At 68.0% G+C, this 13707-nt stretch carries 12 protein-coding genes; 7 read left to right on the top strand and 5 right to left on the bottom strand.

Annotated elements, in window-relative coordinates:
• The first annotated feature begins 308 nt into the window (after nt 1–308).
• From Y958_RS08840 to Y958_RS08820, 4 genes are all read left to right on the top strand, one after another.
• Entirely contained in the window at nt 309–2306 is a 1998-nt protein-coding gene (locus Y958_RS08840) for a cache domain-containing protein (protein WP_088871709.1), read from the top strand.
• 157 nt (nt 2307–2463) lie between these two features.
• Nucleotides 2464–3507: an N-acetyl-gamma-glutamyl-phosphate reductase gene (argC, locus tag Y958_RS08835; protein WP_088871708.1), complete on the top strand. Its 1044-nt coding sequence runs from the start codon at nt 2464–2466 to the stop codon at nt 3505–3507.
• A 225-nt stretch (nt 3508–3732) separates the two neighbouring features.
• Nucleotides 3733–4284, top strand: a complete 552-nt coding sequence (locus Y958_RS08825) for a gamma carbonic anhydrase family protein (RefSeq protein ID WP_088871706.1) — start codon at nt 3733–3735, stop codon at nt 4282–4284.
• A gap of 161 nt (nt 4285–4445) precedes the next feature.
• Entirely contained in the window at nt 4446–4673 is a 228-nt protein-coding gene (locus Y958_RS08820) for a hypothetical protein (protein WP_088871705.1), read from the top strand.
• A 50-nt stretch (nt 4674–4723) separates the two neighbouring features.
• Here Y958_RS08820 and Y958_RS08815 read toward each other — a convergent pair whose 3' ends face one another.
• Nucleotides 4724–5650, bottom strand: coding sequence for a LysR family transcriptional regulator (locus Y958_RS08815; RefSeq protein WP_088871704.1), 927 nt, complete (start codon nt 5648–5650; stop codon nt 4724–4726).
• A gap of 123 nt (nt 5651–5773) precedes the next feature.
• Between Y958_RS08815 and Y958_RS08810 the strand changes: the two genes are divergently transcribed.
• Complete coding sequence (locus Y958_RS08810; RefSeq protein ID WP_088871703.1) at nt 5774–6592, top strand: alpha/beta fold hydrolase; 819 nt, start codon at nt 5774–5776, stop codon at nt 6590–6592.
• 94 nt (nt 6593–6686) lie between these two features.
• Here Y958_RS08810 and Y958_RS08805 read toward each other — a convergent pair whose 3' ends face one another.
• The 4 genes from Y958_RS08805 to Y958_RS08790 form a co-directional block, all read right to left on the bottom strand.
• Complete coding sequence (locus tag Y958_RS08805) at nt 6687–7457, bottom strand: Hpt domain-containing protein (protein ID WP_040848083.1); 771 nt, start codon at nt 7455–7457, stop codon at nt 6687–6689.
• Nucleotides 7458–7611: 154 nt separating this feature from the next.
• Complete coding sequence (gene hemA, locus Y958_RS08800; RefSeq protein WP_004273529.1) at nt 7612–8829, bottom strand: 5-aminolevulinate synthase; 1218 nt, start codon at nt 8827–8829, stop codon at nt 7612–7614.
• 353 nt (nt 8830–9182) lie between these two features.
• Complete coding sequence (gene pdxR, locus Y958_RS08795) at nt 9183–10706, bottom strand: MocR-like pyridoxine biosynthesis transcription factor PdxR (RefSeq protein ID WP_088871702.1); 1524 nt, start codon at nt 10704–10706, stop codon at nt 9183–9185.
• Nucleotides 10707–10944: 238 nt separating this feature from the next.
• Nucleotides 10945–11211, bottom strand: a complete 267-nt coding sequence (locus Y958_RS08790) for a hypothetical protein (RefSeq protein ID WP_040842804.1) — start codon at nt 11209–11211, stop codon at nt 10945–10947.
• Between the two features lie 322 nt (nt 11212–11533).
• Between Y958_RS08790 and Y958_RS08785 the strand changes: the two genes are divergently transcribed.
• Together Y958_RS08785 and Y958_RS08780 are read left to right on the top strand one after the other, a co-directional pair.
• Nucleotides 11534–12250, top strand: a complete 717-nt coding sequence (locus Y958_RS08785) for a response regulator (RefSeq protein WP_004271494.1) — start codon at nt 11534–11536, stop codon at nt 12248–12250.
• Entirely contained in the window at nt 12247–13566 is a 1320-nt protein-coding gene (locus Y958_RS08780; RefSeq protein ID WP_088871701.1) for an ATP-binding protein, read from the top strand. Before Y958_RS08785 ends, Y958_RS08780 begins: the two co-directional genes overlap by 4 nt.
• The last annotated feature ends 141 nt before the right edge of the window (nt 13567–13707 follow it).

Here is a 13707-nt window from a genome sequence, read left to right as displayed (position 1 = left end):
CTTAACCTCAAGGCTAGTTTCGTAGACAACCCGGAAGAACAGGATGGGCCGCCACTTGGCTGTGCTGGCCACCCTCCGGTGGGGGCGTTCGATTCACGGGAGGTTAATGTGTCACGGCTTTTGAGACGCCGGTGTAATACCCGACCGTTGACTGCCGGTTGATTTCCGGGGCCCGGCCCCTCCCCACTCACCCGCCAGCGCCCCAGCGAAAGCGTAACTGGCCGAAGGTTGAAGAACCGCGGCGTGTCGGATATTCCATCAAGAATAAGCATCGCGTGGATGTACATCTATTGAGGGGGGTCTGATAGATGCGCTGGTTCAATGACCGGACGATCAATCAGCGGCTTTGGGTTCTGGTGGGCGTCGCCGTGCTGGCGGCACTGGTCTACATTGCCATCGGCGTGGCGCAGCAGCGCACGCAGCTTTACGAGAATCGCCGCGACATGGCGCAGGACGCGGTGGGGGCCGCGCAGACCATCGTCGAGGCCTACATCCAGAAGGAAAAGCAGGGTGCCCTGCCCAGGGCCGACGCCCAAGCGGCGGCCCTGGCGGCCCTCAGGGCCCTGCGCTTCGCCGGTGAATACGTCTTTGTCAACGACACCAAGGGTGTCCTGGTCATGAACCCGAGCCGTCCGGATCTGGAGGGCAAGGACATGACCGACTTCAAGGACCCCGCCGGGACCTACATGTTCCGCGACTTCGTCGCCATGGCGACAGGGCCGCAGAGCCACGGCTTCGTGCCCTACAAGTGGCCGCGTCCGGGCCAGACGGAACCGGTGGACAAGCTGTCCTATGTGACCCTGGTCCCGGCCTGGGGCTGGGTCCTGGGTTCCGGCGTCTACCTGGACGACGTGCAGGCGCAAGGGCGGGCACTGGTCATGGGCGGCGTGGTCGAGGGCGTCATCGCCCTGCTGCTGGTGGGCTCGCTATCCTTCGTCATCGCCCGCAGCCTGTCGCGCAGCCTGGGTGAGCTGACGGGCGACATGCGCCGCCTGGCCCAGGGCGACCTGGCCGTCACCATCAGCGGGACCGAGGCGCCCAATGAACTGGGCGAGATGGCGCGCGCGCTGCAGGTGTTCCGCGACAACGCCCTGGCCAACCGCCGGCTGGAGGAGGAGCAGGAGGCCGCGCGGGAGGCGCAGCAGCGCCGGCATGACGCGCTGGAGGTCCTGGTGCGCGACTTCAAGGCCATGGTGGCGGGCAAGCTGCGCTCGGTCGCTGCCGCCGCGACGGAGCTGGAGGCGACCTCTGGCGGCCTGCGCGAACAGGCGGAAATCACCAGTGGACTGGCGGTGACGGTGGCCACGGGCGCCACCGCCGCCAACCAGAACGCCCAGACCGTGGCCGCCGCCACGGAAGAGCTGACGGTGTCCAGCTCGGAAATCGGCCGCCAGGTGGAATTCACCGCCGCCACCACCGCCCGCGCGGTGGAGGAGGCACGCAAGGCCAGCACCGTGATGGCGGAGCTGTCGGATGTCGCGGCCGGCGTGCAGACGGTGGTGCAGCTGATCAACGATATCGCCGGGCAGACCAACCTGCTGGCGCTGAACGCCACGATCGAGGCAGCGCGGGCGGGTGAGGCCGGCAAGGGCTTCGCCGTGGTGGCGCATGAGGTCAAGTCGCTGGCGGGCCAGACGGCCAAGGCGACGGAGGACATCGCCAACCGAGCCGCCGCGGTGCAGACGGCCGCCGCCGATGCCGTGTCCATCATCACCTACATCACCGACGTCATCGAGCAGATGGGCGGCAACTCCGCCACCATCGCCTCGGCTGTCACCGAGCAGGGGGCGGCCACCACCGAGATCAGCCGCAACGTGCAGGAGGCGGCGGCCCGCACGGCAGAGGTGGCGGGCAACATGAACACGGTGGAGGAAAGCGCCCAGTTCACGCTCAGCGCCTCCAGCCAGCTGCATTCGGCGGCGGGCGAGCTGTCCGCCCAGGCGGAACAGCTGCAGATGGAGGTGGAGGAGTTCCTGGGCGCCATGGAACGGGCCGGCGACCGCCGCCAGTTCGAGCGCATCCCGGCCGACCTGGCCATCAGCGTGCAGTGCATGGCCACGGGAAAGCCGGGCCCGGTCTACCCCGGCCGCACCATCGACCTGTCGGCCGCCGGCCTGTCCGCGCGCATCGGCCACATGGCCAACAAGCCGGGCGACGACCTGCTGGTGGGCGGCCTGGGCGACCATGCCATCCCCGGCCGTGTCGCCAGCATCGTCGACGGTGTCGTGCGCATCCAGTTCCGCATGAACGAGGACAGCATGAACATGATGCAGCAGGCTCTGAAGAAGGCTGGCGTGACGCTTTGACGACGTCTTGACCATCGGGGGGCGGACAATAACGCATGGCTGAGGGGACGAGGTGTCCTTGGCCATGTGGTGCCCTTGGTTGCAGTATCGGGCGCGATTGATTATGTGGCCTTACAGTCCCCATTCGCGCCCGCCCCTTTTTAGGAGATCACATCCCATGTCCACCGCCCTGCGCGTCGCCATCCTCGGTGCCTCCGGCTATACCGGCGCCGAACTGGTCCGCCTGCTGGTCCGTCATCCCGACGTCCGCCTGGTGGCCCTGACGGCGGAGCGACAGGCCGGCAAGCCTCTGGCCGAGGTCTTCCCCCACCTGGGTGGATATGACCTGCCGGACCTGGTTAAGATCGACCAGGTGGACTGGGACGGCGTCGATTTCGTCTTCTGCGCCCTGCCGCACGGCACGACGCAGGACGTCATCGCCAGCCTGCCGCCGCGCCTGAAGGTGGTGGACCTGTCCGCCGACTTCCGCCTGCACGATGTCGAGACATATGCCACCTGGTATGGTCACGCTCACAAGGCGCCGGAGCTGCAGGCCGAGGCCGTGTACGGTCTGGTGGAAGACAACCGCGCGGCGGTGAAGGCCGCGCGCCTGGTGGCCAACCCGGGCTGCTACCCCACGGCCTCGCAACTGCCGCTGCTGCCGCTGCTGCGCCAGGGACTGATCCTGGCCGACGACATCATCATCGACGCCAAGTCGGGCGTGTCCGGCGCCGGCCGCGACGCCAAGCAGGCCAACCTGTATGGCGAGGTGGCGGAAGGCGTGCACGCCTATGGCGTCGCGGGCCATCGCCACGCGCCGGAGATCGAGCAGGGCGTCAGTGAGGCCGCCGGCAAGCCGGTGGTGCTGAACTTCACGCCCCACCTGATGCCCATGAGCCGCGGCATCCATGCCAGCATCTATGTGAAGCTGGCGCCGGGCAAGACGGCCGACGACCTGCGCGCCGCCCTGGTGGACGCCTACAAGGGCGAGACCTTCGTGCGTGTGCTGCCCGCCGGCGTGGCGCCGCAGACCCGCCATGTGAAGGGTAGCAACCACTGCCTGATCGGCGTCTTCCCCGACCGCGTGCCGGGCCGCGCCATCCTGCTGTCGGTCATCGACAATCTGGTGAAGGGCGCCTCGGGCCAGGCCATCCAGAACATGAACCTGATGATGGGCTATCCCGAGGATCGCGGCCTGGAACAGGCGCCGCTATTCCCGTGATTGGGGTCCCGTGACTGGGTTCCCGTCACCGGGAAACCGCCTTATGTATGGGGCCCGGGCGTTAAGCGCGGGCCTCTTTTCCTTGCGCAACACCAAGACCATCATGCGTCGCATGATGGTTAGGATGCGACTGCGTCCGCCGGAGATTTCCGGGGAGCGTAGCGGACCGGAAATTGAGGAAGCCAAGGCCACGGATGTGGCCGCCCGGCGCATGAGGGAGAAAAAATGACCAATGTCAGCGAGGCCCTCACGACCGTGCGGCCGACGGTGCTGCCCTACAAGGGGGTGCTGCCCCGCATCCACGCCAGCGCCTTCCTGGCCAATGCCATCGTCATCGGCGACGTGGAGATCGGGGAGGAGGCCAGCCTCTGGTACAACGTGGTCGTGCGCGGCGACGTGAACCAGATACGGATCGGCCGCCGCACCAACATCCAGGACGGCACCACCGTCCACTGCACGCATGAGCGCTTCACCACGGTCATCGGCGACAATGTGACGATCGGGCACATGGCGCTGCTGCACGGCTGTGTCATCGAGGACGGCGCCTTCATCGGCATGAAGGCCTGCGTCATGGATGGCGCCGTGGTGGAAGGCGGTGCCATGGTCGCCGCCGGCGCCCTGGTGACCCCGGGCAAGCGGGTCAGGGCGGGGGAACTTTGGGGCGGCAGCCCGGCGCGCCTGCTGCGCCCCCTGACGGAGCAGGACAAGGCCACGCTGCCCCTGACCGCGCCGCACTACGTCCGTCTCTCGCGGCAGTACCTCGACGAGATAGGGTGAGCCGGGACGGGTTGCCGGACGGGCTGATTTGAGTCATGGTCAGCCGGGTCGCGCGTAGCATAATGGGAGGCGCGCTGACCATTTCGCGTGGGGACGCGGCATCGATAAGCCATCTGGGCGTCCCCCGCGCATCACTCACGTGACCTGGTGGAGGGCTCTCCATGACCAAGCCGTCACTGCGAACCGATCATACCAAACACCGTTTTCGTGCCACCGCCGCCCGGCAGGGGCGCCTGCTGGCCCAGTTGCGGCACCCCCACCGCCTGTTGTCGGCCATGGAGGTGAGCGAACAGGCTTTCCGCGCCGCCGGTGCGCTGGCGTTGGCGGAGGCCGTGTTCGGCGACCGTGGCAAGGCGCTGGCCTGGCTGCGCACTGCCGGCTCTCCATGACAGGAGCCGCCGGATAAGCCAGCCTGCCGGAGGCGGCTGGTCGCGTCAGGTCACGACGGCGCCTCGGCGTAGCGGATGATGCTCTGATTTTGGACGCTTGCGACCAGCTCGTCCGTACGGGCCAGAAGCTGCCGTAGCAGGCGCGAGGGATTGGCCTGGTTGTATCCCAGGGTCAGATCGACGGTCGGGGGCACGCCATCCAGCGCCCTGGCCACGACGTTCGGTGTCAGGATGTTTTGCGCATACAGCGGCACCAGCGTGATGCCACCCGTGGACGCGACCAGCGACATTGCCGACGATATGTTCTCGCCCTCGTACTTCGCCTTGAGCGTGATCCCGACCTTCGCGGCGTAGTCCTGGATCACCGACTGCAGGACCGGCGAGGTTCTGGCCGAACTGACATAGGTTTCACGGGCAAGGTCCTGCGGCTGAATTTTCCTGAGGGAGGCTAGGCGATGGCCCGCCGGCAGCACGGCGATCACAGGCTCCTTCGCCAGCAATTTGAAGGATAGGCCCACGCTCTGGGCCTCGGGCCGAAGGAAGGCGACGTCCAGCCTGCCCCGCATCAGGGCTAGGGCGAGATCCGGGGACGAGAGGCTGCTCAGGGTGATTTCGACGTCCGGCGCCTCTTCACGGATGATGCGCAGCAGATGGGGAAGCCACGTGACCTCAAGCCCCACCATGAAGCCGATGGTGAGCACGGGCCTTTCCGGCTGCGCCATGCGGCGCGCGGCGTCGGTCGCCGCCTCGACCTGCAGAAGCGCCAGCCGCGCATGATCAAGGAAAACGCGCCCTGCGGGGGTTAGTGTCACGCCGCGCGCCTGGCGTTCCAGCAGCATCACGCCGACTTCGGCTTCCAGGTCGCGAATTTGCCGGCTCAGGGAGGGCTGAGAGGTGTGCAGCCGCCGCTGGGCGGCGGTCAGCAGACCGCCTTCCTCCGCAACGGCGACGAAATACCGGAGATGCCGCAGTTCCATCGAATCCCTCGCTATGCTTTCGAGGCATAGCTTGAACGTACAAGGTCTTTGTCGCCGGCAGAAGGGCCATTTACGCTCGCCCCGAAGTCAGAACCCGCACTTTGATTGAGACGGAGCGACTTGATGCCGACCATTACCACGACGGACAACGTAACCATCTTTTACAAGGATTGGGGTTCAGGCCAGCCGATCGTTTTCAGCCATGGCTGGCCGCTTACGGCGGACGACTGGGACGCCCAGATGACCTTCTTCCTTCGCCACGGCTACCGGGTGATCGCTCACGACCGGCGTGGTCACGGGCGGTCCGACCAGCCGAGCACCGGCAACGACATGGACCACTGGGTTGCCGACCTCGCGGCCTTGACCGAGCACCTCGACCTGCGCGATGCGATCCACATCGGGCACTCCACAGGGGGCGGCGAGGTGGCTCGCTATGTCGCCCGCCACCCGGAACGCGTCGCGAAGGCGGTACTGGTCGCTTCCCTGACGCCGAATATGTACCGGAGCGAGGACAACCCGTCCGGTCAGCCGCCGGAGTGGTTCGAAGCGATCCGCGCGGGCGTGCTGGGCAACCGATCGCAGTTCTACCGGTTCGTCCCTGAGAATCCGTTCTACGGCTACAACCTTGACGGGGCCGAGCCTTCGGAGGCGATCATCGCGAACTGGTGGCGCCAGGGCATGGCCGGCGGTGCGCTGGCCCACTACGCGACTGTCGACACTTGGCTGGAAGATTACAGCGAAGACCTCAAGAAGATCACGGTGCCGGTGCTGGTGATGCATGGCGAGGCCGATCAAGTCGTCCCCTTCGCCAGCTCCGTGCCGCGCGCGGTCAATTTGCTCAGGAACGGATCGTTGAAGACCTATCCGGGCTACCCGCATGGCATGCTGACCACGCATGCGGATGTCCTGAACCCCGACCTGCTCTCATTCATCAGGTCTTGACGGCATCCTTCCCGGGCGGATGAAGCATGCCCGGCTTTGGCCGGTGTGAAGAGACCATTGGCGGCCGGCGCGGCGCGTCTGGGGGTGGACCGCCTCAGCCCAGGTTGAAATGGGTGATGGCGGCGGCGATGTCGTCGCCGAAGCTGGGGCCCAGCCGTACGGTCGCCACCTCGCCGGGCACACCCTTCAGGCTGGCGGCGTCCAGGCTGGTCAGCAGGGCCATGGGCACGCCCTCGGTCAGGGAGATGGCCTTCAGCGCACGGATCAGGTCCACCCCGCCCAGGCCGTCCATCACGGCCGACGCGATGATCATGTCCGGCGGCACGCGTACGGCCACGGCCAGCGCCTCGATGGGATCGGCCAGGGTGTTGACCTTGAAGCCGCAGGCCGCCAGTTCCGCCGCCACCCGGCGGGCCACGATCTTGTTGGGGCTGACCAGCATGATGTCGACGTCGTGGACTTCCACGTCGGCAATGTCGAACTCATAGCGCGAGGGCAGGGCGCGGATGACGGCGTTGGTGGCCGCCAGGTCCGGCGTGTCGTCACGGTCCGCCGCCTCGGCGATGCGGTCGGCGAAAGTGTGCAGGTCGACGATCTGATTTTCCGTCAGATCCTTCAGGCCCGTCAGGTAGGCCTCCAGACGCTGGGCGATCAGGCTGACCAGCGGGAAGCCGAAGGACGTGCCGGAACCACGCAGGCTGTGGGCGTCGCGCCGGATGGCCAGCAGGCCGTCGGCGGTGGGGATGCGTCCCAGCGACACCGCCTTCAGCGTTTCATACAGCGCGCCCAGGCGATCATGGACATCGTCGCGGAACTCGACCTTGAGCTGTTCAACAAGATCGTCGAAATCGGTCTGCTCAACCATGGCGCCCCTCAAACATATTCCGTGGATCTAGCCCGCGGGCGCGCCGGAGCGCAAGACGCGGACCGTCGCGGCGCTCCAGTGCATTGGTATCGGTTGATGATGCTTGAATGAAAAAGGCCGCCCGGTGTGGGCGGCCTTTTTCAAGTGAACGGCCTCAGGCCGCTTTGCGCAGTTCCAGCCGGCTCCACACGTCCAGCAAGGCATCCACCAGGCGAGCCATGTGATGGTCGTCGTGGAAGGGCGTGGGCGTGATGCGCAGCCGCTCCGTGCCCCTGGGCACGGTGGGATAGTTGATGGGCTGGACATAGATATCGTGCTTGGTCAGCAAATCGTCGCTGGCCTGCTTGCACAGGCGCGGATCACCCACCAGCACCGGCACGATGTGGCTGACCGACGGCATGACCGGCAGCCCGGCTTCCGTCAGCAGGCGCTTCAGCGTGGCCGCCCGTTCCTGGTGCAGCACGCGCAGCTCGTCATGCTCCTTCAGGTAGCGGACGGAGGCGGCGGCGCCGGCGGCGATGACCGGGGCGATGGAGGTGGTGAAGATGAAGCTGGAGGCGAAGCTGCGCACGCAGTCGACCAGGGCGGCCGAACCGGTGATGTAGCCGCCCATCAGGCCGAAGGCCTTGCCCAGCGTGCCCTCGATGACCGTCAGCCGGTCCAGCACGCCGTCACGCTCGGCCACGCCGGCGCCACGGCGGCCGTACATGCCCACGGCGTGGACCTCGTCCAGATAGGTCATGGCGCCGTGCTTGTCCGCCACGTCGCAGATCTCGGCGATGGGGGCGATGTCGCCGTCCATGGAATAGACGCTTTCGAACGCCACCAGCTTGGGGCGGTCGGCCGGGTATCGGCTCAGCAGTTGGTCCAGATGCTCGGGGTCGTTGTGGCGGAAGATGTGCTTCTCAGCACCACTATGCCGGATGCCCTCGATCATCGAGGCGTGGTTCAGCGCGTCGGAGAAGACGACGCAATTGGGCAACAGCTTGGGCAGCGTCGACAGCGACGCCTCGTTGGAGATGTAGCCCGAGGTGAACAGCAGCGCCGCTTCCTTGCGATGCAGGTCCGCCAGTTCCCGCTCCAGCAGCACGTGGTAGTGGTTGGTGCCGGAGATGTTGCGGGTGCCACCGGCGCCGGCGCCGGACTTGGCCAGCGCCTCGCGCATGGCCGCCAGCACCACCGGGTTCTGACCCTGGCCCAGATAGTCGTTGCTGCACCACACGGTCACGTCGCGCGGCGGCTCATCCGGGGAAGGGTAGTAAGAGGCGATCGGAAACTCACCCACGCGGCGTTCCAGATCGGCGAACACGCGATAGCGGCCCTCGCGGCGAAGGCCATCGATCTGGGAGCGGAAAAAGGCTTCGTAATCCATCTGTCCGATGGCTCCTTCGTGGAGCGGTCCTCTAATTCTAGAAGACCGGAGGCAAGCTACCGGTCGATACGACAACCATCACCGACCAAGCGCTCGCTGTCCTCATAGTGGGCAGCGAAATCGCTGCTGGCAAGTGCCGGCAGGCCGCGACCGAGCAGAAGTACCATGCCAGTGGACCGGGGCCATCAGCTTTGATGTTGATCAATTCGGCGGGCAAATGGACCTTAACCCCGAAATCCCGGGGTGAAAAGCCCGGATCCGCTGGACAAATTGCCCAAGCGGTCCGTCTTTGGTCGAACACGGCCCCCTGAGCGGGCGCAACGATATTTTCCATGGACCGGGATGACGGGTAATCAATAGGCGCAGGCGGTACCACCGGCATGCGCCTCCAACGTCTCGGCCAGGCGCTGCGCCGCCCTCAGGATCAGGGGTGGGGGGAAGGCGGCGTAGCCCAGCACCAGGCCCTGGGTACCGCCCCGGCTGGCGTGGAAGCTGCTGAGCGGCGTCACGTCGATGGACCGGGCGCGCGCCGCCTGACGCAGCGCCATGTCGGGGGCCAGGGTGGGGGAAATGCCCGGCACCGTCTTCAGTGTCAGGCCATCTGCCAGCTTGGCCGCCATCTGCAGCCCGGCCGCCGCCGGCGTCAGGGTCAGCGCGCCCGCCCACAGGCGACGGGCGGCGTCGATCAGCGTCTCGCGCCGTTCCTGGTAGGTCAGGCGAGAGCGGCGCAGGTGGGAGGCGAGGTGCCCTTCGTCGATGAACTCCGCCAGCGCGCTCTGCTCCACCACGGGGGCGTGCAACTCGAAGAGGGCGCGCATCTCCAGCGCCCGCTCCAGCAGGTGTTCCGGCACCACCAGGTAGGCGATGCGCAGGCCGGGATAAAGGATGCGCTCGAACCCGCCGACGTGCAGGACGCGGCCGTTCCGCTGGGCGGCTCGGTCCCCCACGCGGTCAAGGCTCATGAGGGTGGCCGGCGGGCGGGTTTCGAAGGTGAAGCCGCCGTCGCCGTCATCCTCGATCACATGGGCGTCGGCGCGCGCGGCCCAGTCCAGCAGGGCTTGGCGGCGTTCCAGGCTCATGACCGTGCCCAGCGGCATCTGGCAGTTGGCGGTGACCACGGCCAGCCGGGCGTCGGGCGCCAGGGCCACGCCCTTGGCGGGATCCAGCCCGTCGGCATCGGCCGGAACGGGCACGGGCGTCATGCCCAGGCGGCGCACCAGCGCCTGCGTCAGCGGGCAGCCCGGGTCCTCCGTCCACACCCGGTCGCCCGGGCTGGCGGCCAGGCCCACGGCCAGGTCCAGGGCAGCGGCGCGCCCGGGCAGGATCAGGATCTGGTCGGGATGGCAGCGCAGGCCGCGGCTGGCCTCCAGGAAGCTGGCCAGCGCCACGCGCAGGGGGCGCCAGCCGGGCGCGCTGTCCCGCTCCAGCGCGCGGGCCGACAGGCTGCGCCAGGAACGGCTGAGCACCCGGCGCCAGGCCTCGATGTCCAGCTGGTCACCGGCGGCGATGCCGGGGCGGAAAGGCAGGGTGGGCGACGGCAGGGCCGTTTCCACCGGTGCCGGGCCCTGGGCGCGCGGCGACGGGGCGCGAACCTCCGCCGGGGCGTAATCGGGGGGCAGGTTTTCCACCACGAAGGTGCCCGAGCCCACGCGGGATTCCAGGTAGCCTTCGGCCGTCAGGCGCTCGATGGCGGCCACGGCGGTGTTGCGCGACAAGCCCATGTCGCGGGCCAGGGTACGGGTGGAGGGCAGGCGCTCGCCGGGCGCCACCACGCCGGTGGCGATGGCATGGCGCAGGCGGTCGAACAGGCGCTGTTGCAGGGAGCCGCCTTCACCGCCGTCCGTCAGCGTGAGCAGGGGCCCGCGTCGGCTTTTCATGGGGCGTCTCCGAAGGGGGAGGCAGGGGGACCGGAACTATCGCCGGAGGGGAACCGGCGGACGGCGCTATGCGCTCGCCGTCCGCCGGGTGCGATCGGGGATGGCCACACGACCATCAGGCCATCCCGTTTCGAACCGGCGGTGGGGAAGGGGCGCCACCACCACCGGTCTCGCATCGGTGCGGAGGGGCCGCCGGGCGGCCCGCGTCCCCCGTGGGGGCTCCGCGAAAGGGGAAGGGTTAGCGGTCCAGGACCTTGCCGCTGGTGGCGTCGACGCGGAAGGACTTCACGGGGATGCCCTCGGCGGTGACGACGGGGACGTTGTAATACTCGTCCTTGCGGGTGGCGCTGCCGACACGCAGGTTGGCCTTGTCGTGGGTCTGCAGATAGGCTTGGACGGCCTTGCGGGCGTCAGAGCTGCTGACCATGGCGTCGTCGGCGAAGGCCGGGGCGGCGGCGCCCACCAGCAGGGCGGTGGCGGTCATCAGGGCGGCGAAACGGTTCATGGTGGTTCTCCTCGGGTGGGGGCTTTTGGCGGGCCGCCGGGTGGGTTTGGCTGAAGTTTGGTCCCCCGGGGGCCTCAGGCTTTCCTGTTTTCGTTGACGGTCCCATCTGACCATGGCCCTGTTTCGCCGAGATTTCCGCCGGGCCGGTCGAATGAAACAGTGCGTAACCGGCCTTGCGGGCATTTACAGTGTCGTTACAACATCCCCGTCGGACGCGGCGGGGATTGCCGGTACAGTTGTCCATGCTTGGATACGCCCTTTGGGAATCGCCTCCGTGGCATCGCCCGGCGGCGCGGATCCGGGCCCGCATATGGGACGAGAGATGTCTGAGAACATTCATCTGCTGGTGGTCGACGACGATCGGGAAATCCGCGATCTGCTGACCCGCTACCTGACCCGCCACGGCTACCGCGTCACCGCCGCTCGCGACGGACAGGAGATGCGCAAGTTCCTGGCTGACCGGAACATCGACCTGATCGTCCTGGACCTGATGCTGCCCGGCGAGGATGGCCTGGCCCTCTGCCGCGCCATCCGCGCGGAATCCGGCCCGCCGGTGGTCATGCTGTCGGCCATGGGCGAGGACGCCGACCGCATCCTGGGCCTGGAGATAGGGGCCGACGACTACCTGCCCAAGCCCTTCAATCCCCGCGAGCTGGTAGCCCGCATCAAGGCGGTGCTGCGCCGGTCGCAGTCGGCCAACGTGGGCGGCAGCCCGGCGGCGGGTGCCTTCAGCTTCGCCGGCTATATGCTGGACCCGGCCCAGCGCCGCCTCAGCGCCGCCTCGGGCGAGGAGATCGCGCTGACCGCCGGGGAGTATGAGCTGCTGCTGGCCCTGGTACAGCGGCCGCGCCGCGTGCTGTCCCGCGACGACCTGCTGGAAATCACCCGCGGCCGCGCCGCCGGCCCCTTCGACCGGTCCATCGACGTGCAGATCAGCCGCCTGCGCCGCAAGATCGAGACCGACCCCGCCGACCCCGCCATCATCAAGACGGTGCGATCCGGCGGCTATATCTTCTCCGCCGAGGTCGGCACGCCATGAGGGCCGTCACCGACCGCATGTCGTATTCCATCTTCGCCGTGCTGGTCGGCGGCATCCTGCTGAGCCAGGCCATCGCGCTGGGGCTTTACCGCACCGACCGGGCCGAAGCCGTGGCCGCGGCGCAGAGCGGGCAGCTGGCCGGCTGCCTGGCCAGCATCGCCGGTGTGGTGGACCACCAGCCGGCCGACATCCGTGACAAGATGCTGGCGGGTCTGCGCGACGGCAATTTCAAGGTCAACGTCGCCGGCACCACCCAGGACGTGTCGCTGGACGTGTATGAGAAGCCCAAGGTGAACCCTCCTGGGCCCCATCACACCGACATGATCGCCCTGCCGCCCTTCGGCACCATCACCACCCCCCCGCCGGAGCCCAAGTACGTCATGGCCAGTCACCAGCTGGCCGATGGCAGCTGGCTGAACGTGCACATTCCCATGGCCGGGGCCGATGCCCTATCGGAACCGGGCTTCCTGGCCTCGCTGGCCGGCAGCGCCGCCGTGGCCATCCTGCTGTCCGCCTGGGTGCTTGGTTTCACCACCCGGCCGTTGCGCCGCTTCGCCGCCGCCGCCGACCGGCTGGGCGTGGACATGAACGCCCCCTCGCTGGATGAGACCGGCCCGCGCGAGGTGCGTTTGGCCGCCGCCGCCTTCAACAAGATGCAGCGCCGGCTGCGCGCCTTCGTGGAGGATCGCACGCGCATGCTGGCCGCCGTGTCGCACGACCTGCGCACGCCGCTGACCCGCATGCGACTGCGCGCCGAGTTCGTGGACGATGACGGCGTGCGCGAAAAGATGCTGGAGGATCTGGGCGAGATGGAGTCGATGATCGGCGCCACGCTGGCTTTCGCCCGGGACGAGGCGGCGCAGGAAACGCTGGAGCCCCTGGACCTCAACCTGCTGCTGTCCCGCGCGGCCGAGGATTATCGTGACGCCGGCAAGCCCGTGGGCTTCAGCCCGGCGCCGGGGCCGGTGCGCGTGGTCGGGCGGCGCACGGCGCTGAAACGCGCCTTCACCAACGTGGTGGAAAACGCCCTGAAATATGGTGTCAGCGCCGACGTGGCCGTGGCCGTGCAGGGTGAGACGGTGGCCGTCTCCGTCACCGATCAGGGGCCGGGCATACCGGAGGCGGAGTGGGACAACGTCTTCCGTCCCTTCTACAGGCTGGAGGCCTCACGCTCCCGCGACACCGGCGGGACGGGCCTGGGCCTGTCGGTCGCCAACGACGTGGTGCGTGCCCACGGCGGTGAAATCCGGCTGGAGAACCGGGTGGAGGGCGGCCTCAAGGTCATCCTGCACCTGCCGCTGGAGGCGGCGCGATAAAACCGCACAGGCGCCGGTGCGGGGTTGGTCTTCCCCTAGGCCGCGGGCGCCGTTGAGGCGGCCCGCACGGTCGGGGGCCGCCTATCGGGCGGGTGAAGCCCCTGGCGGTTCCCCCCTGGCCGTGGCTATGATGCAGTGGTC

Source organism: Nitrospirillum viridazoti CBAmc (genome assembly GCF_000730165.1).
GTDB classification, from domain to species: Bacteria; Pseudomonadota; Alphaproteobacteria; order Azospirillales; family Azospirillaceae; genus Nitrospirillum; species Nitrospirillum viridazoti.
The sequence above is the reverse complement of the archived record's forward strand: the minus strand, read 5'-3'. Positions and strand labels throughout refer to the sequence as shown.

What these genes read in the sequence shown, in the direction of transcription:
- Y958_RS08840 (WP_088871709.1), top strand. Translation starts at nt 309, where the DNA reads ATGCGCTGGTTCAATGACCGGACGATCAATCAGCGGCTTTGGGTTCTG.
- argC (WP_088871708.1), top strand. Translation starts at nt 2,464, where the DNA reads ATGTCCACCGCCCTGCGCGTCGCCATCCTCGGTGCCTCCGGCTATACC.
- Y958_RS08825 (WP_088871706.1), top strand. Translation starts at nt 3,733, where the DNA reads ATGACCAATGTCAGCGAGGCCCTCACGACCGTGCGGCCGACGGTGCTG.
- Y958_RS08820 (WP_088871705.1), top strand. Translation starts at nt 4,446, where the DNA reads ATGACCAAGCCGTCACTGCGAACCGATCATACCAAACACCGTTTTCGT.
- Y958_RS08815 (WP_088871704.1), bottom strand. Translation starts at nt 5,650, where the DNA reads ATGGAACTGCGGCATCTCCGGTATTTCGTCGCCGTTGCGGAGGAAGGC.
- Y958_RS08810 (WP_088871703.1), top strand. Translation starts at nt 5,774, where the DNA reads ATGCCGACCATTACCACGACGGACAACGTAACCATCTTTTACAAGGAT.
- Y958_RS08805 (WP_040848083.1), bottom strand. Translation starts at nt 7,457, where the DNA reads ATGGTTGAGCAGACCGATTTCGACGATCTTGTTGAACAGCTCAAGGTC.
- hemA (WP_004273529.1), bottom strand. Translation starts at nt 8,829, where the DNA reads ATGGATTACGAAGCCTTTTTCCGCTCCCAGATCGATGGCCTTCGCCGC.
- pdxR (WP_088871702.1), bottom strand. Translation starts at nt 10,706, where the DNA reads ATGAAAAGCCGACGCGGGCCCCTGCTCACGCTGACGGACGGCGGTGAA.
- Y958_RS08790 (WP_040842804.1), bottom strand. Translation starts at nt 11,211, where the DNA reads ATGAACCGTTTCGCCGCCCTGATGACCGCCACCGCCCTGCTGGTGGGC.
- Y958_RS08785 (WP_004271494.1), top strand. Translation starts at nt 11,534, where the DNA reads ATGTCTGAGAACATTCATCTGCTGGTGGTCGACGACGATCGGGAAATC.
- Y958_RS08780 (WP_088871701.1), top strand. Translation starts at nt 12,247, where the DNA reads ATGAGGGCCGTCACCGACCGCATGTCGTATTCCATCTTCGCCGTGCTG.